This window comes from Halomonas sp. ATBC28 (genome assembly GCF_005937175.1).
GTDB lineage: Bacteria > Pseudomonadota > Gammaproteobacteria > Pseudomonadales > Halomonadaceae > Vreelandella > Vreelandella titanicae.
Window position 1 is genome coordinate 65184 of the sequence record NZ_VCQL01000011.1, and the last position, 24705, is coordinate 89888.

18 protein-coding genes are annotated in these 24705 nt (G+C 47.6%); all 18 read right to left on the reverse strand.

Annotated elements, in window-relative coordinates:
• Nucleotides 1–251 precede the first annotated feature (251 nt).
• A complete protein-coding gene (locus E0L35_RS14005) occupies nt 252–926 on the reverse strand; it encodes a hypothetical protein (protein WP_138800588.1) in 675 nt (224 codons plus the stop codon).
• Nucleotides 901–3516, reverse strand: coding sequence for a glycosyltransferase (locus E0L35_RS14010; protein WP_101148404.1), 2616 nt, complete (start codon nt 3514–3516; stop codon nt 901–903). Before E0L35_RS14010 ends, E0L35_RS14005 begins: the two co-directional genes overlap by 26 nt.
• Nucleotides 3517–3923: 407 nt before the next feature.
• On the reverse strand, nt 3924–5501 hold the full coding sequence (locus tag E0L35_RS14015) for a glycosyltransferase family A protein (RefSeq protein ID WP_138800589.1): 1578 nt from the start codon (nt 5499–5501) through the stop codon (nt 3924–3926).
• A complete protein-coding gene (gene glmS / locus E0L35_RS14020) occupies nt 5494–7347 on the reverse strand; it encodes a glutamine--fructose-6-phosphate transaminase (isomerizing) (RefSeq protein WP_138800590.1) in 1854 nt (617 codons plus the stop codon). Before glmS ends, E0L35_RS14015 begins: the two co-directional genes overlap by 8 nt.
• Nucleotides 7348–7444: 97 nt before the next feature.
• Nucleotides 7445–8320 (reverse strand): MBL fold metallo-hydrolase, encoded by an 876-nt coding sequence (locus tag E0L35_RS14025; protein WP_138800591.1) that lies wholly within the window; start codon nt 8318–8320, stop codon nt 7445–7447.
• A 15-nt stretch (nt 8321–8335) separates the two neighbouring features.
• A complete protein-coding gene (locus E0L35_RS14030) occupies nt 8336–9445 on the reverse strand; it encodes a hypothetical protein (protein WP_138800592.1) in 1110 nt (369 codons plus the stop codon).
• A 98-nt stretch (nt 9446–9543) separates the two neighbouring features.
• Entirely contained in the window at nt 9544–10251 is a 708-nt protein-coding gene (locus E0L35_RS14035; RefSeq protein ID WP_138800593.1) for a phosphoadenylyl-sulfate reductase, read from the reverse strand.
• Between the two features lie 140 nt (nt 10252–10391).
• A complete protein-coding gene (locus E0L35_RS14040) occupies nt 10392–11180 on the reverse strand; it encodes a capsular polysaccharide synthesis protein (RefSeq protein ID WP_138800594.1) in 789 nt (262 codons plus the stop codon).
• A 5-nt stretch (nt 11181–11185) separates the two neighbouring features.
• Entirely contained in the window at nt 11186–11350 is a 165-nt protein-coding gene (locus tag E0L35_RS26290; protein ID WP_171051156.1) for a hypothetical protein, read from the reverse strand.
• 116 nt (nt 11351–11466) lie between these two features.
• Nucleotides 11467–13071 (reverse strand): glycosyltransferase, encoded by a 1605-nt coding sequence (locus E0L35_RS14045; RefSeq protein WP_138800595.1) that lies wholly within the window; start codon nt 13069–13071, stop codon nt 11467–11469.
• 1 nt (nt 13072) lies between these two features.
• Nucleotides 13073–14398 carry a glycosyltransferase gene (locus E0L35_RS14050; protein WP_138800596.1) on the reverse strand — a complete coding sequence of 442 codons (1326 nt, stop codon included), beginning with the start codon at nt 14396–14398 and terminating at the stop codon, nt 13073–13075.
• Complete coding sequence (locus E0L35_RS14055) at nt 14395–16209, reverse strand: glycosyltransferase family A protein (RefSeq protein ID WP_138800597.1); 1815 nt, start codon at nt 16207–16209, stop codon at nt 14395–14397. The genes E0L35_RS14050 and E0L35_RS14055 overlap by 4 nt, the downstream gene beginning before the upstream one ends.
• Nucleotides 16210–16212: 3 nt before the next feature.
• Entirely contained in the window at nt 16213–17136 is a 924-nt protein-coding gene (locus E0L35_RS14060; RefSeq protein ID WP_138800598.1) for a hypothetical protein, read from the reverse strand.
• A gap of 115 nt (nt 17137–17251) precedes the next feature.
• Complete coding sequence (locus E0L35_RS14065) at nt 17252–18235, reverse strand: NAD-dependent epimerase/dehydratase family protein (protein ID WP_138800599.1); 984 nt, start codon at nt 18233–18235, stop codon at nt 17252–17254.
• Between the two features lie 53 nt (nt 18236–18288).
• Nucleotides 18289–19047 (reverse strand): hypothetical protein, encoded by a 759-nt coding sequence (locus E0L35_RS14070; RefSeq protein WP_138800600.1) that lies wholly within the window; start codon nt 19045–19047, stop codon nt 18289–18291.
• Between the two features lie 68 nt (nt 19048–19115).
• A complete protein-coding gene (locus tag E0L35_RS14075) occupies nt 19116–22337 on the reverse strand; it encodes a glycosyltransferase (protein ID WP_138800601.1) in 3222 nt (1073 codons plus the stop codon).
• An 8-nt stretch (nt 22338–22345) separates the two neighbouring features.
• Nucleotides 22346–23536, reverse strand: a complete 1191-nt coding sequence (locus E0L35_RS14080) for an NAD-dependent epimerase/dehydratase family protein (RefSeq protein WP_101148418.1) — start codon at nt 23534–23536, stop codon at nt 22346–22348.
• A 103-nt stretch (nt 23537–23639) separates the two neighbouring features.
• Nucleotides 23640–24680: a polysaccharide biosynthesis protein gene (locus E0L35_RS14085; protein ID WP_138800602.1), complete on the reverse strand. Its 1041-nt coding sequence runs from the start codon at nt 24678–24680 to the stop codon at nt 23640–23642.
• Nucleotides 24681–24705: the final 25 nt, after the last annotated feature.

Here is a 24705-nt window from a genome sequence, read left to right on the forward strand (position 1 = left end):
ATTAAATAATCAAACGTGATAAGCGCGCTCGCTAGCCAAGAGCAGTGTGCCCCTGAGTAACTTATTACCCGTGCTGCTTATATAACTTGCCCATACAGATAACCGCACTCCATCGCTTGAGCATGGGAACACTGACGCCAAACAGCGTAAAAAATTCCTTTTCTCAGCCATCTCGAACAATATTCTAAGTTTAAATAATTCCTGATCAGCGCCATCAGCAATGGCCGTTTTAACAATGACTTCTTAGCAGGTTATAACGGAAATACTTTGCGACCTTCATTTCTACCAAAAAGTGAGTAGTGAACAAGCGGATTCATCTGATTCTGATACACATCGGGAGATTCAAGGTAATACGCTATCGAGTTGAATAATGGGCCTGGGTGGCGGCCTTCAAAGCCACCAAACAGAAGGTAGTGCATAGCCGGATCTTCAGCGTAACCACTGTCTTTGATGTCTGGATAAGCTTCCAAATACCACTCAGCATCAAAAAACTCAGAATCCCGGACGGTTTGAATATGCGGCACTAAACGCTCACGCTCTTCAGCGAGCACTTTTAACGGAATAAAACCTGCCAACCTTTGCTCTGGGTATGGCTCTTCGCTTACCACAGGTTCAGGCAAAGCTTGGAGCACGGGGCTATCACTTGTGGTTTGATGCGCGGAAGGTTCAGCTTGAGGCGCTAAAACGGCCATTTTCTCATCTAGCCCCGCTAAGGTTCGGCCTAATGCTTCCATTGACTCAGCTAAAGCGTTCTGACGCGTTTGTAGCTCAGAAAAAGCTTGCCTGTCTTTTTGTAACTGCGTTTTGCAGTCGTCAATTTGCTGTTGTAACAAAGCGATGTTCTCAGACATTTTTATACCTTTCTCTAGCATGTCAAAATTGAAATATATCTGTTCGAGCTTATAAGCGATTGAAGTGCTTTTCAAAATAGAGCTGCTGATACTTTCCCGCCATATGACGCGTCGTGCCCGTTTCTTCCATTTGACGTTGCACATCAGGGATTAGCTGCAGCTTTTCTTGCTGCTGCGATACCACCAAATCATACAGCCTATTTGAATGCTGTAGTGTATGAATATCAACCACCCATCCTACGCCTGAAGCTGATACTCGGTCTTGCAGGGTAGGGAAATCACTGACAATCGCTGGCAGGCCGAGCGCCCATAGCTCTGTTAGTGTATGACTCCAGGTTTCGTTCCAAATCGAAATCACCGCGCCTACATGGGGGTTAATATCAGCGACAAGTGCTGCAAGCTCATCACGCTGATAGCTACCATGGAGAATAATGCCGGGCTGCTCAGCAAGCTCGGTATCTCCCAAAATATGGAAATGCAGCGATTGGCCTTTATCCTGGTTCGCTAGCTGTTGAATTAGCTGGCTACCTTTTGCCTCATTAATATGGCCTAGCACTAAAATTCTAATGGCTTCGCCCGGCTGATAAGGCGCCGCTAATTGATAAAAACACGGAAAATCCCGGCCATGTGGAATGATATGAAAATTGTCAGCTGGCAACTTTAAAAGCGGCAGTAGCGTCTCTTTCACGCTAGCATGCGTTGTCACGAATTCATCACAGTAAGGGACTACTTTTTCGACAAACTGCTGGCGCCACTGATACACCCAGTGATGTTTCAATGCTGGAAACACAGGCTGCTGGCCAGTTGCTTGCCATAGCTCCGGCTGGCAAGTGCCCTTCGTGTTAGTGCACTGCCCGGCACAGTAAACGTTATTTTCATCAAGTAGCTTCACGGTGGGGCAAGCCGTGTAAAAATCATGAAACGACTTGATTACCCGCACGCCCTCAGCTTGCGCCAGGCGAGGTAAATTGAGTGAGTGCCACGCCAGATGGCGAATATGCATAACCGCAAAATCATATGCTGCCAACCAGTGCTGAATAACCCTGTCGTACTCATGTGACACGTGAGTCAATGGCTCTACGGGCTCTGAAAGCGTGTGCTGATGAACGAGGGTATCAGGGCCAAACGCCGCAACACGATAAAGCCGCAGCGTTTGCGCATCACATTGAAGCAACCATGGCTCAATCTCTGAGCCTATGGCACGCATTAAATCACGATTAGTTTGTGGGGTGCCTCCGGTCAAGGTAGAAATCACAAACAGCACACGTGGAACAACGGGGTCGTGGTTCTCAACTGAGTTCCATGCCTTACGGGCTATGAACCTAGCTGCTGCGATACTCGGACTTTGAGTAAATACCGAAATTGCCAGCGAATAATCCGGGTACCGTTTATCAACCACCGCGCGCCCAGCGTCCATCAAGGCCCTTTTCTGCTCACCAAAACTCTGGTTACGCTCATGGAAGACATAGGTGCGGTCATCAATCACATTAAACCAACCGGCGGCCCTCGCACGCATACAGAAATCGTTCTCTTCACCGTACCCGCGGGGAAAGGCTTCGGCATCAAAAACGCCAAACTGCGATAACGCTGCACGGCGAATATACAGACAAAAACCATTTCCCGTAGGCACCGAAGGGTACAACCCTAATGAGTGCCGACGAAACGCGACGGCATAGTCAGCCTCTGAGGTTTCGGAAGATAGCGGATTATCATTGCTAATAGTCGGCGCTGAAAATGCCCCCGCCCAAGCAGACATAGGTGTTGCAGTAGCGATCAGCGGATCAGTGGCGACGGCACGCTGCAAGCCTTCCACCCACCTGGGGGTTACACGGGCATCAGAGTTGAGCAAAATAACATCGCGCTCACCCGCTAGCTCAATACCGCGATTGACGGTTCGTGTGTAGCCTAAATTATCTGCATTGTGGTAAACGTGATAATGAGCAGGTAACGATACAGAATCCAAAAACTGACGAACGCCGGGATCTGTGCTGGCATCATTAATCAACAGCACCTCAACATTGGGGCGGGTATATTGCAATAACCGTTCAACGCAGCATTTCACGTCATCAAGTGCGTTAAATATAGGCACAATGACACTTACAGGGGCATGTTCCCCTAATGGGAAACAGTGGTTAGTAGGAAGTGAGGCCGCCAACCTCTCACCGATAGCAATATCATCAAAGCGCACGCCATTTTCAAAACGTAGGCTTAGTGTTGAGCTTACAGTTAACAAGGCCGGGTGTATTTGAAAACTAAACCCACCCAACCCTTCAGAGAAACCGGCCTGCTTCAGGTCTGGACGTGGTCTATCGTTTTTGATCGTTAAATAAAGCTCATTATCGAGGTACACGTAGCAGTCAAAGACTTTGCCACTAGAGGTTTTATCAACAAACCAGCCGGATACATGACTGCCTTTTGCGGTATCGATGTTGCCCTGCACCCTATCGTTATCAGCAAGAGCGACAGAAGCTTTTGATCCTCTTCTGGAGGCAATAGCCGGTGAATGAATTCGACGCTGGGCAGCGGCCATATTGAACTGGACGACCCTGGTCAGCTCGCTATCGCAGCCGTCAGGATTTTCCGTAAGCATTGCCCGATAGAGCCGCAACGCTTTGGTGTAATCTTCCGCCTGGAAAGCGTTATTCGCTTCCTGCAACACGCTCATAGTACGACTCGACACCAAAAAATAGGAAAGAATGTATTGTTTTAAAGAACAACTTAATCGACTTTGATAATATCAACGCAAAAAGTAGCCGATCAATTGCTATCGAACAGGCCACGAGTATAAACGTTATCAGCAACGTTTTTCAGATCATCTGACCAAGCGTTAGCGAAAATGGCATCACACTCTGCTGTGAATACTGTTAGCTCACACATCATCCGAGAGCCTTAGAAAGTGTCAACTACTAAAACTTGTTCACTCCAATTTGATCAAGCATTGCATGCGCTGAGCCCAACGGAAACCCTTCTCTACTCCACTACTTCATCAAACATACATTAAGCATGCTGCTATATGACACCGAGCAAACATATGGATACCCCTCGTGATGGACCTTCCTTCTTTCCATCTGCTCAAGGCAGCATAGCCACAGGCACGGCGAAAGGACGCTCTCCAGGTTCAGCAGGCAAATAGAGCCGTTCCGGCCGTCCAGCATTGGCACGGTGCCAGGCCTGACTCGCCTCACGGTAGTCGGCGCGTACACCACTGTATTGGCTCACCAGGTGCGTGGTTCCCACCGAGGTCAGCGAATCCGCAGCCACCCGCCCAAAGGCCAACGGCACCTTGGGCAGCACCTCTCCGATGGCCTGGTCACCGAAGGCAGCACGAATGCGGTAGTAATACTCGGTATCCGCCTCCACTCGCACCCGGTCCCAGTAGCCCAGGGCCTCAAAAACCTGGCGGCGGAACATCAGCGAGGAGACGTTGCGGTAAGTCCAGCCGGTGTCCATTCGCCAGACCGTGAACACCAACTCAGGCGAGCAACGCACCCAGTGCGAGCAACACGCCTGCCATTCAGGGTGTGTTTGAAGCCCAGCCAACTGCGTGGCCAGCTTGTCGGGATGCGACCAGTCATCGCTGTCGTGTACGGTAATGTATTCCCCCCTTGCCTCGCTAAGGCCGCGGTTGCGTGCCACATAAGCCCCCTGGTTATGCGACTGGCGGATCACCCGGAAGCGTGCGTCACCCTCGGCGAAGGCCTCGGCCACCTCGGCAGTATCATCTGGAGAGGTATCGTCCACCACGATCACCTCCAGGTTGACCCCGCGCTGAGATGCTAGCCCATGCAGCGCCGTGGGCAGCGTATTAGCCGCCTTGAAGGCTGGGACTATGACAGTGATGAGCGGCGAAAAATGTGTCGCGACCGGTGAACGGTTAGTCGTGAGGTTGTCCAGGGAGAGCGGTGCCGTCGGGTCGGCCAGCTCGACTTCTGTGAGGCTATGCCGATTCCAGACCGAGTTTATCCACATCAGGCGCTGTCGCTGCCATTCGCCTCGCTGATCAGCGGAGACCTCTGGGTGCGCCTCTGCCTGCCAGGCCAGCAGGTTGGACTCCGCCAAGCGGGTATCGGCCCACTCTGGTGCCTGCTTCTGCAACGCAGCCTGAGCCTGCCAGGCCTCAACCAGCTGACCGCTGCGGCCAAATGCTTCCACCGTAAGCAGTGCTGGTCCGGAGTGGTTGGGCAATGTGCCCTTTCCGGTGGGGCGTCGCGCCAACCAGGCCCCTGCCGCCGCCCACTCATTCTGGCAGGCATGCCAGCGCCCAAGGGCAAACCCCGCCCAAGACGCCTCTGACAACCCGCCGTTCTCAAGCAGGGTCTGTAATACCTTTAAACATACCTCGGAAGGCTTCTCTTGCCGCCACAAGGCTGCCTCCCACATTTCGGTCTCCAGGCTGCAGGGCAGCCTCCCCTCTTGCTCACCGTGGACGATAAAATGCAGCAGCGGACTCACGCCCGCCTGCGCCACATCTGGGTACTTAGCCAAGTACCACTTAGGAGCGAACGTTGGCCCCGGCTGCCGCCCTTGGCTTTCGCCGAAAAGCAGGTAGTGCTCTTCCGGTGCCATGTCCAAAAGCCTCACGTCGGGATATTGGTCACAGTACCAATCGGCATCGAACCAAGGGGATTGCTTCAACAGTTCACTATTCAACAGTCACACTCTTAGCAAGATTACGCGGTTTATCCACATCAGTACCTTTCACTAGCGCTACGTGGTAGGAAAGCAACTGAAGCGCTACCACGTGCAACACCGGCGAAAGCAGGCCGTAATGCTCTGGCATCATCAGCACATTGACGCCTTCAGAGGACTTCACGGCACTGTCGCCATCGGCAAACACATACAGCTGGCCGCCACGGGCGCTGACTTCCTGCATGTTGGCTTTTAACTTCTCCAACATCTCATCGTTGGGAGCCACCACGACTACCGGCATTTCTGCATCGACCAACGCCAATGGGCCATGCTTTAACTCACCCGCCGGGTAAGCTTCCGCATGAATATAGGAGATCTCTTTAAGCTTAAGTGCCCCTTCCAACGCAATGGGGTAATGCCGCCCACGGCCTAAGAACAGCGCATGATGTTTATTAGCAAAGTGCTTCGCCCAGGCTTCAATGCTGGGTTCAAGCGCAAGCACCTTATCTACCGCGATGGGAAGGTGACGCAACTCATCAAGGTAAGCTTTTTCATCTGCTTCACTTAAGCGCTGGTTGGCTTTGGCAAGCAGCAGAGTAAGCAGGAACAGCGCACTTAGTTGAGTGGTGAACGCCTTGGTAGAGGCAACGCCAATTTCCGGCCCGGCGCGGGTAATAAATCGCAGCGCTGTTTCACGCACAATGGCGGATTCCGGTACGTTGCAGATCGCCAAGGTATGGGTATGGCCTAGCGATTTAGCGTGGTGAAGCGCCGCCAGCGTATCCGCTGTTTCACCCGACTGTGAGATAACCACCACCAGCTGTTTAGGGTTAGCGACGCTTTGGCGGTAACGGTACTCACTGGCAATTTCGACGTTACAAGGAATGCCTGCCACTTGCTCAATCCAGTACTTGGCGGTCATCCCCGCATAGCTGGAAGTACCGCAGGCCAGGATCAGCACGGCTTCTACCCGGTCGAAAATATCAGCGGCTTCTGCACCGAAGATGCCTGGTTGTAGCTGCCCTGCCCCGCTAATCATTTCCAGCGTATTGCTAAGGGCCTGGGGCTGCTCGAAGATTTCCTTCTGCATGTAGTGGCTGTAGTCACCCAGCTCTACCGCATTAGCGCTTAGGCTTGAAGTAATGACCTTACGCTCGACCGGCTGGCCAATACCATCAACGACAACCACCGCTTCGCGACTTAACCGAGCCACATCACCATTTTCTAGATACATCAAACGCTTGGTAGTGGAGATAAGTGCGGAGGCATCCGAGGCGGCATAGTGCCCATCATCTCCAATGCCCAACATGAGCGGCGAACCTTCACGGGCAACGACTAAGCAGTCAGGCTCTTCTTCACTAATCACTGCCAGGGCAAAGGCACCTTTTAGGTGTCCAACGGCGCACTGCACGGCAGAAAAGAGGTTTTCAGCGGGCTCTCCAATTTGGCCTTTAAAGCAGGCCTGAATCAGATGGGCGATGGTTTCGGTGTCGGTATCCGAGGTAAATTCATACCCCAAGCCCTGTAGCTGAATGCGCAACGCTTCGTAGTTTTCGATAATGCCGTTGTGCACCACCGCCAACCCGCCGGAGATATGCGGGTGGGCATTACGTTCTGCCGGTACGCCGTGGGTGGCCCAACGGGTGTGGGCAATACCCACATGACCACTTAGCGCCTTTTCCTTCACTAGGGCGGCTAATTCCGCCACACGCCCTTTAGAGCGGGCACGCTGCAAAATGCTGCTTTGCTCACCCGATAGCAACGCCAAACCCGCTGAATCGTAACCGCGATACTCCAATGTAGATAAGCCTTCCAAAAGAAAGGCGGTGCTATCCTTTGCGCCAACCGCGCCAACAATTCCGCACATAACGATCCTATTATAGATAATTAAATATTATGTTTAAAAAACCATTCTTAAACCTGATAACAGGCAACCTGAATACAATTTTTACATACCCTTACTATCAAGCATGGTTTATATTCAATGGGACTTTTAAGTAATGTTGACCATTATCTTCAGCCGGAGGGGCTTTACCTGCGCGCATGTTCACTTGTACAGACGGTATTAGTAAGCGCGGCATTGGTAGTTTTTCATCACGGGCGCGCCGCATAGCAACGAACGCATCTTCATTTGTCCCTTCACGCACATGCACGTTATGCCCCCGCTCCTCCCTCACAGTCGTAGCATTCCTAAATTCCTGGCGCCCGGCAGTCTTGTAGTCATGGCACATATAGAGCTGTATTTCATCTGGCAAACTTAGCAACTTTTGTATTGAACGATACAGTTGACGCGCATCGCCACCGGGAAAGTCACAACGAGCCGTGCCAAAATCAGGCATAAACAATGTATCACCTACAAAGGCAAAGCTATCATTTACCAAGTAGGCAACGCACGCTGGCGTATGGCCTGGGGTGTGTAAAACTCGCACCGGCAGGTTTCCAATGGAAAAAGTATCCCCTTCATGAAACAACTGATCAAACTGGCTTCCATCCCTCTCAAATTCAGTGCCCGCGTTAAACACCTTCCCGAAGATATCTTGCACTTGAATAATTTGTGCACCAATACCAAGCTTTCCGCCTAGCTTACTCTTAATATAGGGCGCAGCAGAAAGATGGTCTGCGTGAACATGCGTTTCTAAAATCCATTCAAGTTTCAACCCTTGCTCGCGAATGTACTCAATGATTACATTCGCAGATTCAAACGATGCAGTGCCTGATGCATAGTCAAAATCCATTACTGAATCGACAACAGCACAACACTGCGTAGCGGGGTCACTGACCACATAACTAAAGGTATTAGAATCACTATCGAAAAAGTCTTTAACTACTGAATGGGCCATGGCTGCATACCTTAATTAATCATGTAAAAAAGAAACAAGATAGTCCGCTGCTTGGTCAGCACCAGAAGGCGAAATTGCCGGATAGCGCTCCTGGTTTAACAGGTGCTCCATCTCGCAGGAGAATTTGCCATCTGCCAACGCATCGCGTGAGATTTGTGCTGAAAGGCCGACCTTTTCAATCCATTGCACCAGACTATCAGAGTCTGGCCAATCATCGCGGGCTACAAATAACAGTGGTAACCCCGTAGCCGCTGCTTCAACGAAAGTGCCATAACCCGGTTTGGTTATCATAAGGTCAACCGATGCCATCAGGTCTTGATACATCAAGTCGGTATGAGAGACCGCGTGAAAGTATGACGCTAAAACTTCCTCACCTTTAATTGCTGATAACTGTGAATCGGGTAGAAGATAATGCACCGGCCGCCCATGCAACTCATTGGCCCAATGCCTTGCAGAGAGTGAGAGAGCCATCCCCCCCATACCGACCAAAACGATGTAACAGTTCGCTGGTAGCGCCAATCGGGCAATGAGCGCTTCACGCTGGCATCGCCCTACGCGCCCGATGGGAGCTACCGGAAGACGATTATCAAGCCAAAGCATAGGCATACTGGGGGCTGGTTGAATAAACACCTTGGCTTGTTGGTACGCTTGCCTCGCCTGATCCTTCCAGTACTTGGCCTGTTCACTGCTGAAATAACGCTCTATTACCTCTGCCCAATTCAGTGAACAAATCACCGCGCTAGGAATGGCCGCATACTGCGCAGCTGCCAGTGGTAAATAAGCAACATCGGTAAGCACGTGGGTTACGTGTTGCTGCCGCAACCACGTGGCCAATGCTTCCACTTTCAAATCCCATTGGTCGTGAAGCGCAGTATAGGCCGCTTCACTGGCATTTAAGTCCACATCAAGCGCACTCGTCATACGCATACCGATATCATCTTCAACGCAATAGTGCGTAAACGCTGGTGATATCCACTCCTGAAGCACAGTGGTAGCAAGCGATGAGCGTATCGATAACTTTATACGAGGATAACGACTGGATAGCGAATTGATGACGGCGCTGGCTTGGCTAAGATGGCCAAGGCCATGACCTGAAATTGTAACCAGAAGGTGCTGTCCATGCATAAAAAAGACTCCGATGCTATTACCGATGGTTGATCAGTATCGTACCGGAAAAGAGGGAATCAATAGCAACAGCACCCATAGAACGCGGTGAAATTAGACTACAAGTGCAAGCCACACTCACGTTTTAGACCAAAGAAGCGAGTATCTTCCTCCTGCATACCAGGCGTTAGCGGCTGGCTTGTATGCCAATCGCCTACTGTGACATAGCCCTTCTCCCACAACGGGTGGTAAGGAAGATTATGTTCCGTCAGGTAATGATGAATATCACGACTATGCCAATCGATCAGGGGGTACACCTTGTAGCGGCCATCATGACGCTGCTCTATTACCGGGCGTTGCTCACGAGAACCCGATTGCTGGCGGCGTAAACCTGCAAACCAAGTCCCAACGTCTAGCTCGTCCAGGGCTTTTTCCATCGGCGTCACTTTCATCAGCTGATTATAGCGATTTAGCCCCGCAAGCCCTTGCTCCCACAGTTTACCGAAGTTTTCCTCCAAGCGCGCCGGGGTGAAATCGGGTTTCGCCACCTTAAGATTTAGGCCAAGCCGTTTAGTTAAAAGATCAACAAACTGGTAGGTTTCAGGGAAAAGGTAGCCAGTATCCACCAGCAAAACTGTCATTTCTGGCTGAATACGTGTAGCTAAATGCAACAATACCGCAGATTGGATCCCAAAGCTGGAGCTAAGCACGAAAGTGCCTGGCAAGTGAGCAAGCGCCCACTCCATACGTTGCTGGGCATTCTGCTGTTCCAACATCGCATTTGTACTAGGTAGATTAACCTTTTGGGTATGTGCCTGTAAGACCATGCTCACCCTCCTTGATGTGACTATGGGCAGTCGCCACTAGCAAATGACACCATAGCCCAGCATAGGAATAACTCAAAAGAATAAAAAATAATTTTTTAATAACCAAAAGCACCAAAGCAACGAAACAGGCTATGCATGTCTCACTTTTGTTTATAACCAATATCATTCGCCAGCATCCGTTCTCGATATACTCGTGAAAGAAGGGCTTGACTGGTGGCAAGCTGCTCTGGCGTCCAGTCTTTTAGGGTCGCACCCTTCACGTCTTGCTCGAATATACGATGAAACAGCATTAACGTAATGGCATCTTGTGGTACGACATCACTAACCGGCATTGTAGTATCGGCCAACAGGTGTTGATGTTCAGCCACAATAGGGTGAACACGATCCTCACGAAACAAATAACAACGGTCTAGGGCTGCATCCACAATTGGGGTCAGCAAATGCGCCCCCACTTCCGCCCACCGAAACTCGGTCTTTTCATTTAGAATCATTCGGAGTTGATCGCAATAAGCAGTTATAATCGAGCCTCCCGGCTCGCTGCCATAGAAGCCAATCGAAATATGATTAGTTTTTGCGGAAGTTCTACGAATTGCGAAAAATTCTGCACCACCGACCTCATTGAAAACCTGACAATAATCGACCAAAGCAAGACAGTCAGAATCTACATATAGACCACCGTAACGCTCCAGCAATAGCGCCCGAATATAAGCACAGCGCACGGCAATTGGATTTTGGTTAGGAGAAGACAACGTGATATCCCACACACGTGGGTTTAGGTCGGGTAAATAATCATGAACGTTATCTGGCGTTACCCATCGTATATCCACTCCGTGCTGTTGGCTTTCCAAAACTTTATGGCAGAACTCTATATGTGGGGGTTTATGCTCACCGGGTCGATTTTCCCAGTACAACCAGACAATCTTATCCATAACATTTAATCCTGATTTGTCTTACGCTCTAGCTCCAAAAATGCCTCATCGCAAAATGCTTCGTCATCCTCTTCTTCCTTGGTCTCATCTGCAGCCTCTTGCCCTGTTGCGGTTAAATCCCGCAGTACTGGCTGTCCTTCAAGTTGATGCTCTGCAAAAAAGTGCGACATGACATAATCAACACCCTCTTCATGAATGCTGCGCGAGTTATTTTTGACAAATATAGCCTTGTAAGTTCAATCAAGCCAAACTCAAAACTTTTTATACTCATTAATAAAAAACACTATTATCGGCTTTCAAACCTTACAGACAAGTCTTCAATTATTGAATACTCATTTTTTGGTTTCCGTCCCGGCCATCGTTCAAAATAGCGATCATCTACAGCGATAGGGAAGGAGCCTTCAAATGCTCCAACCGTATAAAAATGATAAAGAGGGCAAATATCTGACTCATTCTGCTTCATATACCTAATTCTATATTTTTCATTGTCAAACAAAGGAGATGGATTATAACCATCCCTCCACCCTTTTGAGATATAGTGTAACAAAGGGTCTTGACCTGATTCTTTTACATCTAAATATTTCTCTAAGTAATAGCGTTCATCAAATAAATCATGCCCATAAATAGTTAAAAATTCTTGCCGATAACTTTGGTAAAGTTCTTCATTCTTTTTGAATAGCATTGCACTTGAATAAGCCCCCTCCTTCAATAGCTCTCCCAACAAATACTTCGCTTGCATTAGTTCTGAGTTGTTATTTAATACTTTCTTCTTCCTATCAATTGCTGAGAGCAGTAAGGACTCCCACTCTTTGTTTATTGGCTCTGGAAGATATTGAGCTGCTTTTTCAATACCTTTTTTGCCCAAATCGACACGTCTCTTGGAATCATTCATCAGACTTTTCATAGCGCTAGCCAAACCACCGATTGGCTCATTAGCTGTTGCGAGCAGACCATCAATGTCGTGTTCTATAATCTCATTACTACCTGAGCAAGTATCATAGGCAATAACCGGTAACCCATGCGCCATCGCTTCGCGTAACGCCATTGGGCAACCTTCATACTCAGAAGGAAGTACCTTCAAATGAGCTTTAGGGTACAATTCATACATGGCTTCGGTGTTGTCCACGCTCATCCACTCAATGCGATCGGCGAAACCACATGCTTGAGCCTGTTTTTTCAGTTTTTCCTCTAGCGGCCCATTTCCTATGATCTGTAAGTCCCAATTAGAAAACTCTTCAGCCAAACTAGAAAAAGCTAATATTAAATACTGAAGTTGTTTTTCGAATGAAAGACGACCAGAGTAGATAACTTTATATCGACCATCAGCGTTGGGCTGATCTGGTGAAGCAAACGATGTCGCTGGTTCAATCTGACTTGGAATTGTTTTGATTTTGGCGTGCTCGGCAGGATCAAAAATATTTTTATAAGATGGCAACAACAAATGAACAGCATCAGCCACCTTAAATGGAAGATCGAATATTACCCGGCAACGCCACAAATAGTATAAGCAAAAATATGGGGATCCTCGCATTGAATATACAGACGGTATATTGAAGTTACTAAGATATGCAAGAAATGGTAATGCTTTTGGCGAGCTATTAACTACAAGGCCAACATCATAATTTTCATTAGACACATTATCAACAACATAAGAATACAAATCTTTATTATCGACACTGGAGGGTATAATATGAACAGAAACACTACTTTCAAAATCATATGCAAGCTCTTTTAAAGAAGGAGTTGTCGGAAGTCCTTCAGCAAAACCAAAAATATCTACTGACCACCCCCTATTAACCAAGTAATTGACTAAAAATTGATATGAACGCTGAATTCCGCCAATGCTATTAAGCTGGCCTGATGCAAAAAGAAGTAGACGTGGCATTTTCATTTTAAAAACTCACCCAGCGGTTTTTTATAGCATGAGACTCTTTCTCTAGCAGTGTACGTTCATCAACTTTGCCTTTCAAAAATTCCAATTTTTTTGCATAAAAACTATAACCTTTCTCATCGAAGTCATAATCTTTAACATTTTGACAATACAGTTCTCTCAACATATATCTAGATTGTTTTACAGTTTCTACATCTACTGATGACTTCAAAGATACTGCTTTCTCAATTATATCGAGCCAGCATTCATATACTTTATCTGGATCAAAAATCTTTGCCTTTTCAAAAGCATTTCGTCCCATAGCATCTCTTAAATTAGAATCCTTAATCAATCTTTTTAGAGATTCATATAGCCCTTCAACTAGTGAATTAGGTTCTACTAAAAAGCCGTTAACATTATCAACAACAACCCCATCCACTCCTGGCACACCTTTGACTCCAACAGTAGGAACACCATGGCACATGCTTTCAGCGACCGCATTACTCAACCCTTCTGAAAGGGATGTAATTACATGTATACTAGAGTTTAAGTAATATGAACCAAGATCATCAACTTCACCGTGGATAACAACATTCTCACGCATACCACAAAAATCAACTTTCTTCTTAACACTTTCCAAAAACTTTAAACCTTCTGGATTATTATTCACTGCAGAGAAAATATGCAAATGCCAATCAGGGAACTCCTTGAATAAAAGCCTTAGTGCTTCAAGCAAAGGAATGATATTTTTATTAGCTTTCAAGCCACCAATATTTATAATATTTTTATTGATAGCAACATTAGCTCTTTCTTCAACTTGATCAAAAGCATTTGGAAATGCATTAACTTTATCCCTTAACCCCAAACTGACTGAGTCAGCATATTCGCTCATAGTAAATCGAATAACAGATGCTTGACTCAGAACCAACTCTCTTTCCCAAGCGGCTTCGTAACGAGAGATATTACGAACGTCTGCCCAGTTTGTAGTTATCACTCTTTCGGGATTACTCCCTTCATGAATAATAACTGGAATTTCACTTCCATCAATCAAGCTAAGAACTTTAAGAACTTGTACTGACGCACCAAAATATATAAAAAGATCAGGTTTACTTTCACAAATTCTTTTGATGAATTTTTGCCGCCCTTTTTTTGCTTGTAAATGCCATGGCGACAAAGTCACTTTATCACAGACATAATATGCAGGAGCTGATTCGGCATCTCTTTTGAAATACCCTAGAGTAATTTTAAAACCATTTCTCAAAGCCAAAAAATTTGCGAGATTAGCCGCAACCTTTTCCATCCCTCCCTTGCCAAAGGCTAAAGGACCACAAAATATAAAAATATTCATGAATACATCAACTCACTTAATTGACATTTGTATCTTCTGGAATTATTTAAAAACTGTTTCATATCAACATCCCATGTATGGTCACTACCGCCACGTCTATCAACTACCATATTCAAATCATCAACACAGATTATTACTGCATCATCTTTTTTTCTTAAACCATCAAGCCATTGGCTATCTACAGCACCAAAGTTTTTCGAGGGGTAGGGATTTCTCCTAAAAAAAACTGTACGTCCTCCTTGAGAGCATCCGGCAAGAAAATTCACGCTTATAGGTAGATTTTTTGAAAGACAGAATGAAGGCTTCTGAAAATTAAGATTTTTAACGACTCTATAGAACACATCATTAGGAAACACATCCCTCATAACAAATGATCTAAAAACCTTTCCAATCACATCAAAACTAGCGACCCTACTATATAAAATCATATCCAACAAATAGTTGTCGCCATAATAATCATCATCATCCATGCGAAAAACATAATCAGTCAATGATTTCTGAAATCCCGCATTCATACAAGGGCCAGCATGCAGTTCGGAAGGAACATATATAGCTTGACTATTTTCTACCTTGTCTACTTCTACTTTAACATCTGAATATTTATTTTTTTCCCCATTGAATACCATCACCCAATGCTTATTAGGATAGGTTTGTCGCGTAAAACTGTCTTTTGCACGTGCCAAAAACTTTTCTCGATAAGACGGTGTTACCATTGCAGCAGAAGGGTATTCTACCCAATCATGCTCAATTTTTAATTGCTGGCAGATGGTACTCACTCGGTGAGAGTAAGTGTGGTTCATCAGCGCTTCACGCCATGCTTTCTGCGCTACTCGCTCGTAGTAGAGGTTATCCTTATCTTGACGGATTAACTCAACAAAAAACTGATCCTGATTGTCTGGCTGTAAACAAAGCGTTGCAAATTCGCCTACATCAACGCCAGCCTCAAGTAGTATCGTCATATGGCTTGCGGCTGCCTCTACCGCTGACCATTTCATATCGGTGCGGGTGCGACTGGCACTTTTCAATATACCTAGCGTTCGTGACTCCTTGAATAGAGCAACGCGAGAGTGAAGGTCAAGCGTACCCAGCAAGCTTTCTGGCTTTAGCTCCAGTTTCTTTGTCTTGGTATTCCATACTTGGTTGCGCGAGTCGAAGAAATAGCCACCGAACGCCTGCACGTCTTGATAAAAGCTTTCGCGCCCTTCCCACGACTGGATCACATCAACGAGGTCATCACACACCAAGCGCTTAAGTTCACGTTTTTCAGCTGTGTACTGGTTTAACTTGGTAAATAAAGCTGGTTGAACCGCAGGTGGTAAATAAGTTGCCTTTACTCCCTGTTGCTCAAGGGCTTCTACTGCCTTCTCGTCGGCACAAAAAACATTATCTATCCATTCAATGATCGGCTGGTACTGGGGAAGATACTCTTCATCTAACGTAAACCAGTAAGCAACCGGTATTTTATGTTTTTTTGCACTTGCTACCATTTCCCCAAAAATCGAGTTCTCGAGATCAGGAGCTGTCTGAGCCATAAACCAGTCACCGGTTGCCGTTTCAGCGCATGACTCAATTAATAAGAGGTCTATATCCGCATATTTGAACACCCACTGCCAGTTGACTTCGGTTAGCGAGATGATCTTGCCTTCCTGTTGCATTGACCAATACACGCGCTCGCCGGAAATTAAGGCGATAGTAAGGGACGAATTGGGTGATTTAGGAAAGCTTTCTGTTTTTTGAGGTAACCAACTGAGTTGCTTGGCTAGGCTTCTAGTAGGGGTGAGCGGCTTTTTCGCGTGACTTAGCGGTTTCATAAGTTAATCCGTTATCTGCTGCAGGCGTTCTACATCCCGAAACGCCTGTTGGTACTGACCTAAGGCAGCCGTTTGACGCTTGAGTTGCTGCTGACACACTGTTAACTGCCTGTTTTTTTCGGTAGTCTCTTTCAGTTGCTCACGGCATTTGGCATTCGCTTGTTTCTGGTTGGCTGCTAACATCCACCAGGGCCTGAACGCTGCCAATACTTCACGCTGGTGCTGAACGCAAGCCATTAAGGCATCATGCTGTTCAGGTTCATCTATACACACTTGCAAATGCTCGTAAAGTGTACGAACCAGCGGGTTATTAACTTGCACTCCAGTGCTGCGGCTCCGCTTAAGCTGTGCTGAAACAGGAGGCGTTTTATCGCTGATATCAGTCTGCTGATCGAATACAAAATCTGCCAACTGTTGGAGTGTTTGCTGCGGTGAGGTGAACCAATTCTCGTAGGACAACAAATGGCAATCACCGCCAGTAAAGTAAAGTGCATCTAACGTACGCTGTAGGAATATTAGCTCTGCAAACTCCTGGTCATTGCCATATTGCTGGGCGAAAGATTCTATGATCGACTCAGGCTGCCGCATCGCAAGCACAAAGCGTGGCACGATCTTGAGCTGATTAAACAGCCTGATCCATAGCGGCAAAAATGTCGCTGTACGGGGGTCTTTAAAGGCCCAGACTCCTTTCTCCGTGCCTAACTGAGCTTCCACAATTGCTTTTAGCTGCTTTAATGCCTGCCTGGCCTGCGGTGTATTTATCCAGCCTTCTTGTAAAGGCATGGCCGGACTGGGCGCGAGTGTGTTTAAAAGCTGTTTATGAATCTCGACAATATCGGCGTCTTCATAGAACCCTTTTGGGTTACTAACATTAGGTGGAATGATGTTCTCTGATACTCTTATACCCAGAGTTTCCAGCGCTTGCATAGCCAACGAGGTGCCAGAGCGCCCTACGCCTAACACGACCACTACCTCACGGTTATTGCTCTCTTGTTCTTGCTGAGTTGTCATGTCACTCCTTTACCTTTTTCGACTTGCTTGTTTAACGCGCCAAAAACCAGCGGATGGTTTCACCAATGCCTTCATTAATGTCCATTTGGGTCTGCCACCCAAGTATGGTTTTTGCTTTAGTGGTATCCGAGTAGTTGCGCATAACATCGCCCAGTCGTTTTGCTTCGTGGGTGATCTGCATGCTTTTACCGTGGGCTTCGAGGTTTTTGGCGATCAACTCAGCCACTTCACCTACAGTGCGCTCTTTACCCGTCGCAATCTGGAACGTTTCACCACCAACAGGCGCTTCCATAGCTGCTTGAATGGCGCGAATAAGGTCAAAAATGTAGATAAAATCGCGGGTTTGGCTACCATCACCGTAAATGGCACAGGTCTCTCCCGCTAACGCCTGTTTGATGAACTTGGCGACGACACTGGCTTTGTTTTTTGAGCGCGGGCCGTAAACATTGCCAAAGCGCAGGCAAATAGTGTCAATTCCAAACGTCTTGTTGTACGAGGAGCAATACCCTTCCCCTGCTAGCTTGCTGGAACCATAAGGCGATACAGGGTGCGGTGGCAGTTCTTCATGAATCGGCGGCTCTACTTCACCAGCCGGGGCACCGCTGGAAGCAAACACGAATTTCTTGACGCCATGTTTGCGGGCGGCTTCCAGCATATTGAAAGTGCCAACAACGTTGCATTCCATATCTAGCCGTGGATCTTCCACGGAGGGGCCCACTCCCGTGTTAGCAGCCAAATGAACGATGGTGCTTACGCCTTGGGCCACCTGCTCGGTTAACGTGATATCGCGGATATCGCCCTGCACCAGCACTACCTGCTTGGCAGCTGTGTGCAGTTGGTCAACGGTCAAGGTTTCAAACTCGGTGACTTCGGCAAGGTCTTCAGGGCTGCCGGTTACCAAGCTATCCAGCACACGAATAGGCTGCGTGCAGCCGCCTTTTAAAAGCGCATCAATAAGGGAGGTGCCGATAAAACCACAACCACCAGTGATTAAAATTACATTATTTTGAGCCATGAAAGGTTACCTCTTTAAAATGAGTTTAAGTAACGGCATGAGTAACAAAAAATTTAGGCAACAATGCTGTAGCGACGGATACGTAGCCGCTCCAATTCGTCGTGTTGGTTCTTGAGTGTCTTCAATGTGTTGTTGGCATTGAATACGCGCTCTTTGAGCTGAGCTTTGAGTCGCTGTGCTTCTTCCGGCGACTGGCCCTCGCCCTGTAGCTTCTCGTATTGAATATCCAGTTCGTCAATCTCTCGGTATTGCGTGCTCAAGGATTGGTCGAGCTTTTCTAACTCTTGCTCAAGAGCATGAATTTGCTGATCCAGAACGGCGTTTTCAGCTACAGAAACTTTCGGTTGTTGCCGCGCTGAGGGTTTACTATCCAGCGCTTGCTGCAAGGCATTGGGTGCCGCCGTTAGTGATTGCCCTTCTAGATGCGACATGCGGGCGTACTTTATCAGTAGCGCCTGGCCAGGGGCTTTCAGTGCTAGATAGTGTTTATTGCTGTTGCGTAGCTGTTGCGTAGCCTTTGGCAACACATCGTCTTTTATCTCTACCGGTGTGGTGAGTATCAGTATCTGCTCATAACGCAGTTGTCCTGCCACATTGGCAAAGGTACGCCCCTTGGCTGGGCGGATAATCAGCGATACTTTACCAGCGAACTCACGCATCAGTTGCAGGTGTTTAGCCTGCGGCTCGTTGAACAGCAGCACCACTTCGACAGGAAGGAGCGTATTCACCTTGATCAATTGATGCAGAAACTGTTTTGCAGATTCTATGTTGTTACCTGCACGTAACAGAATTGACACTCCGGCCTTGTTCACTTGATTGCCTCCTTTGCTTGTCTTCTGTCACTCATCAAACATATACCTTTCCGGTTATAGGTGACTCATTACACGTTGATGTGATCGCGCGTGATGGGCATAGCTGTATTTAGCAATGCTGCATCATTCTCTTTCCAAGTATGATGGCTTTTATCAGCGGCGCGAAAAACGGTGAAGTTAAAATCATCAGCCAACATTACATGTAACTGTTTTTTAAGCGCTCCGCGAAAAAACTCTACATCCACCGACGAACGACGTACTTCTGAAAATGGGTTAAGCTTCAACAGGCTATGTTTTCCAAAGAAAGTCGCTCCCGCCATATGGTGGCGGTTGTCGTCGTATATCAAAAAGTCACTCGCTGTGATAGATGCTGGGTCGCGATATAAAGTTTGCTCTAAGGCTTCAAAATAGGTTGGCCCCATTTTTTTGCCCATTAAGTCGATATCCAATGCCTGGGTATTGAGCACATAGTCTTGCAGATAATGAGGCCCATATTCATCATCGTCATCCATCTTGGCCCAGTAGCCCCCACGGGCGTGCTGCATCAGCCAGTTAAGACAGAAGCCAATATTACGTTCGCTGCCAATTTGAAATACACGCGCATTGGGCACGGCTTGCAGCACTTGTGACTTGATAGCTTCTATATCGACATCTGCGCTATTAAGAGCGATCAGTAGTTCCTTATGGGAATACGATTGACGTTCATAGTTATCGATCACGGTTTGGATCAATTGCGGGCGTTTGGTAACGGTCAGGCAACTGACTAGCGGCTCTACATTGACGCGCTTGGGGCTTCCAGCTCCTTCTAGCAGCTGATCAATACGTTGTTGAATAGTGTGGTACTGGTGAACCGCACGCCAACCTCGCTGCGCTTCACCTTTGCATTGCCAAGGATTTTCTTTAAACCATTGCAACCGCTCAAACAATGTGCCCGCATCGCGATAATACTCGACATACTCACCGAAGGGACCGAGGTTAATAACATCATCTTCATGAACGTATACGAGCACCCTACACTTGGCGGCCAATGCTTCAGCAACTACTTGCTGAAGCTTGATGGAAGATTTTAGCGTACGCGATGTAATCAACAGTATGCTGAACTCTTTTAACGCTTGGTGCTTTTGCTCGGCAGAAAGATAGCCTAAAACATACGGAGAGAATTCAGGAAAATCGTTGAGTTTAAGCTGATTAAACTGCCACTGACTGTCAGCAATAAGTAAATCATTACGTTTGTGCTGGCTAAGTAGTATACGATTTTCTTCAAATTCGATTAAATCAGCCCAGCCATCGTATAGGACATGAAGGTTTTCAAATGTATCTGCCTTAAACTGCCTAATGGCGTTGTGATGTGCTGATGCTATGCAGGGTGACAGAATATCAATAGTCGTAGCATTTGGCTTACACACCGCAAGGTGTTGCTCCAGATATTGAGCACTAGCCGGCTCTATAGCGTAAGTGTTGTCAAAATGGCTAGCTAGATTCGCTAGCAATGGCAAATGCGCCAGTGATTCAGTTAGCCAGAAAGCACTAGGTTTGCTTGCTTGCTTAAACTGGGTAGCCCACGTAATGCATTCACTTTCGTAGTCTTGCTGGTTGCCGGAAAGCAGTAGGGATTCCACCAGCAACAAGTCGCACTTGCTAGGAATGTTTGCCTGCTCTACTTCATCTGCATAGTGTGTCAAATCAAGAGGAAAAACACGGCAGACACTTTCCAGTTGCTTGCACAGCGCACTACTTCCAATAAAGGCGATGCTGACTAGATGATCAGGCAAATGCCGCCAGGGCTGTAAATTTTCATCACGAAAGTGGGGGGTGGTGTGAAGCAGCAAATTTGAGGGATTATTTACACTATTACACCAAATGTTGGGCAATTTTTGGCGCTTTTTCAATCTTTGCTGAATGCTCAAGGCGTTAAGACGCTGCGTCAACCGCCACCGCATCTCTGATTCTATATGACCCGCACCAATAGCAAAGTCTTTCAAAAATAGCGGTGCGCCCCTACTGCTCTCACATGCACTTAAGTATTCAGGCAGGCTAAGCAGAACTGCTTTTGGGGAAAGAGCATCATCTAACGCCAGCCACGGCACCTGCTCTTCCTCTAGCACGTCAACAGCGCTTGTTAATTCATCTGGCCCTATCGTTAACGGCCACTCCGCCAATAAAAGCGTTGAATATCGTGCTCGCTGGGGCAGTGTTGATTGCTGCCAGTGTTTTACAGGCAATACATAGCAGGCTAGACGACCTGCGAAGTGCTTGACAATATGCAGGGCTAGTTCTTGAATTTCACCGGCTGTGCCTGCGGGAAGCAGAAGCACTTCTAGTAAGCAGTGCTCCTTATAGCAGGCTAGAGGCTCCAAAGAGCCTATCAATGCTGAGAGTTCTACTCCCTTCTTCACATGCAGCACAACGGTAATGCCGTGCTGTGAGGAACAGTCTTGAGTAACTGAAGCAGGTATAGCGATGGTTTTTAACCAAGCACGGTATTCCTCCCCCAGCGCTTGTCGAGCCCGCTTGGTTCCTAGGCGACTCCCTTCAGCAAAATCGTGCTGTAATACTAACCCAGGCCAGTAACGAATATGCCATTGTGGTTGAACCCGCCGGCACCGGTCAGCTAATTCATGTCCTTCATGACCAAACATAATTGGATCAAAGCCACCAGCCACACGGAAGATGCTGCGCTTGATGGCCATGTTTCCTTCCAAGTTAAAAGAGGCATTCTCTTTTGACTCATTACCCAAGTCATAATGCGACCCCATGCCTCCACTTGGGCTACGGGGTGCAATACGCCCCCGTACCCCTATAGTATCTGGGGTGGCTAGTGCGTTGATGGCCTGCTGAATATAATCTTCTGCTGGTAAACCATCATCATCTACAAATATCAGCAGCGGTGCACGGGCAAAAAAAGCGCCGATATTACGTCCTTCAGAGGGCAAAAAATTATACGGACAGCGAATATGCAACAGCGAGCGTTTTGCTAACTCAGCGTGCAAGGCTTCGTTGCCTCCGTTGTCCACTACGATGATTTCACTGCGATCAGCACCAGCTTGAGCTTGCAGCCGATCAATACATTCGAGTGTGTCGGAGCTTGCTCGATGGATTACGATAATGATTGAACATACTGGCGACGATGTAATGCGCTGCTCGGTCATTGAAAAACGGCGATAGGCAATAAGACGCCGATATTCACGTGCTTTTTCACGCGCTTTATTAAATTGATGCTGCTGAAAAAGCAGTCTGGCCGCCTTGAAGGCGGCCAGAGCTTTTGGCTGCGTATTAGCCAGGGTTTTCATTCAGACGCTTACCATTTAACTCCGCGGAAGATGACATCATTGCGGATATTATCCTTGTACCTATCTGCAACACGAAGCATCTGCTCCATCACTTCTTCAGTTAGGTAGTGAGGCTCTACACCGATATCGATCAACCCTTGGTAGGAAGGGTTATAGTAATGCTCTTCGGCTTCTTTACGTGGGTTTTCAATACTCTTTACTTCCACGTTATGGCCCAGCTTGTTACCGACCTTCTGGGTAAGCTCGGCGAGCTCCTTGACGCTGAAGGTTTCCATAATCTGGTTGAAAATTCGCAGTTCACCTTTATCCGCCGGAGTTTCGGTAGATCTGTGTACGCATTGCAGGGTGTCTTTGATATTCAGATAACCACGCGTCTGTCCGCCCTGGCCGTATACGGTGAGCGGGTAACCGGCAATAGCCTGCACAACAAAGCGGTTAACCACTGTGCCAAACACTTCATCATAGTTGAAGATGGTATTCAGCCGTTCATCAATAGCGGACTCTTCGGTTTCGTTGCCATATACCGGGCCTTGCATAAGATCGGTCACTTTCAGATCCCACATGCGCACAGCAAACCACAGCAGGTCGGTGTCCATCACTTTAGTGGTGTGGTACAGGGAACCGGCCTGGCGTGGGAACAGGAACTTACCCTTACGACCTTTATGCTCAATCTCAAGCCAGCCTTCCTCGATATCGATGTTCGGGGTGCCGTACTCACCCATAGTACCCAGCTTGATGATGTGAGTATCGCGGGCGTAGTCACGAACAGCGAAAACCAGGTTGTTGGTCACGCGCAGATTGTTGGTGATGGTGATATCTGCGCGCTTATAATCCATCAGCGAGTATGGCGCGGAGGGTTGCTCGGCATAGTGGACGACAGTTTCTGGAATGCCGCTGAATTGGGGGTTGATCGCCCAGTCGTATTTGACGTTGCCGTTGAACAACGAGCGCATAACTTCCGGGTCGCCCAGATCGCCAATCACAACTTTAATTTCTTTGCCGGTGTGCTCGTGCCATATCTTGGCTCGCGCTTGCAGCGTGGGTACCGGGTAGAGCATACCTACATCGATTTCGTCACAGGCGTGGCGGCGCATGTAGTTATCTACGACCGTGACTTCATAACCACGTTGAGAGAAATACATAGCAGTGGGCCAACCGAGGTAACCGTCGCCGCCAAGAATCAAAATATGTGATGCCATGGTAAATACCTTGTTAATGGATGGTGAGAATGTCGAAAATTCGTCTTTAGGTTGGGCACTCGCTGAAAGAGCACCTCATATCACTGAAGGAGAAGAACCGAAATTATTCGGCTTCTTCCAAGAGCTTGTGCTCACGAAGAAAAGAATTGAGCTCATCTTTGGACAGTGTAGGTTCTAGCTCCGAGTTATACGGGTTGGTAATACTGTCGGAGATCTTACCTGTATAGTCGTACTTAATATTTTTATACATGTTGCTAAGCGCTGGTAAGACAGCGAAGTAATCTTCCAGTTCACATGTACGACGAGTTTCCTCTCCACTCATCAGCTCTTCATAGAGCTTTTCACCTGGCTTGGAACCAATGATTTTGATCTCGATATCTTCTGGCTTATGCCCATAGCGCGGTGCGAGTTCTTGAATCATGCACTCTGCAAGGTCTTGAATTTTGATTACTGGCATTTTGGTGACAAAGACTTCGCCACCACGAGCAATTAGGCTGGAATCGATCACCAAACGCGTCGCTTCATGAATACTCATAATAAAGCGCGTCATATTGGGGTCTGTCAGGGTGATAGGGCCACCCTTTTTGATCTGCTCTTTGAAAATGGGAATAACCGAACCACGAGAGCCAAGCACATTACCGAAGCGCGTGGAACTGAAAATTGTGTTGTGGCCACGCTGGGCATTATTAGCGGCGGTGATCAGCCGCTCCCCCATTAATTTGGAGGTACCCATAACGCTGGTAGGATTAACTGCTTTGTCCGAACTAGTGAAGATAACTTTCTCTACTCCGGCATCGTAGGCAGCCTCTATCACATTCTGCACACCGTGAATGTTGGTCTGCACAGCGTCGAATGGTGAGCGCTCACACAGTACTACGTGTTTAAAGGCCGCCGCATGGAAGACGATGTCCACATCTTTGAACAGGCGGGTAAGCTTCATACGATCCCGCATATCGGCAAGAAAGAAGCTTGCGTGCTCGTATCCCTGGTACTCCTGCTGTGTGAAGAACAGCTCGGATTCACTGTTATCGATGCCTATGAGATGGCCCACACCGAAATTTTCCAGCAGTTGCTTAACCAGCTCACTTCCGACGGTGCCGCAACAGCCCGTAACGAGAACCGATTTGTCCTTTAAATATTCCATTATTTCTCTACCTATCAAATGCTCG

Excerpts from the sequence above, each read along its gene's own strand:
- E0L35_RS14010 (WP_101148404.1), bottom strand. The coding sequence starts at position 3,516 with ATGAGCGTGTTGCAGGAAGCGAATAACGCTTTCCAGGCGGAAGATTAC.
- glmS (WP_138800590.1), bottom strand. The coding sequence starts at position 7,347 with ATGTGCGGAATTGTTGGCGCGGTTGGCGCAAAGGATAGCACCGCCTTT.
- E0L35_RS14025 (WP_138800591.1), bottom strand. The coding sequence starts at position 8,320 with ATGGCCCATTCAGTAGTTAAAGACTTTTTCGATAGTGATTCTAATACC.
- E0L35_RS14030 (WP_138800592.1), bottom strand. The coding sequence starts at position 9,445 with ATGCATGGACAGCACCTTCTGGTTACAATTTCAGGTCATGGCCTTGGC.
- E0L35_RS14035 (WP_138800593.1), bottom strand. The coding sequence starts at position 10,251 with ATGGTCTTACAGGCACATACCCAAAAGGTTAATCTACCTAGTACAAAT.
- E0L35_RS14040 (WP_138800594.1), bottom strand. The coding sequence starts at position 11,180 with ATGGATAAGATTGTCTGGTTGTACTGGGAAAATCGACCCGGTGAGCAT.
- E0L35_RS26290 (WP_171051156.1), bottom strand. The coding sequence starts at position 11,350 with ATGTCGCACTTTTTTGCAGAGCATCAACTTGAAGGACAGCCAGTACTG.
- E0L35_RS14045 (WP_138800595.1), bottom strand. The coding sequence starts at position 13,071 with ATGAAAATGCCACGTCTACTTCTTTTTGCATCAGGCCAGCTTAATAGC.
- E0L35_RS14050 (WP_138800596.1), bottom strand. The coding sequence starts at position 14,398 with ATGAATATTTTTATATTTTGTGGTCCTTTAGCCTTTGGCAAGGGAGGG.
- E0L35_RS14055 (WP_138800597.1), bottom strand. The coding sequence starts at position 16,209 with ATGAAACCGCTAAGTCACGCGAAAAAGCCGCTCACCCCTACTAGAAGC.
- E0L35_RS14060 (WP_138800598.1), bottom strand. The coding sequence starts at position 17,136 with ATGCAAGCGCTGGAAACTCTGGGTATAAGAGTATCAGAGAACATCATT.
- E0L35_RS14065 (WP_138800599.1), bottom strand. The coding sequence starts at position 18,235 with ATGGCTCAAAATAATGTAATTTTAATCACTGGTGGTTGTGGTTTTATC.
- E0L35_RS14075 (WP_138800601.1), bottom strand. The coding sequence starts at position 22,337 with ATGAAAACCCTGGCTAATACGCAGCCAAAAGCTCTGGCCGCCTTCAAG.
- E0L35_RS14080 (WP_101148418.1), bottom strand. The coding sequence starts at position 23,536 with ATGGCATCACATATTTTGATTCTTGGCGGCGACGGTTACCTCGGTTGG.
- E0L35_RS14085 (WP_138800602.1), bottom strand. The coding sequence starts at position 24,680 with ATGGAATATTTAAAGGACAAATCGGTTCTCGTTACGGGCTGTTGCGGC.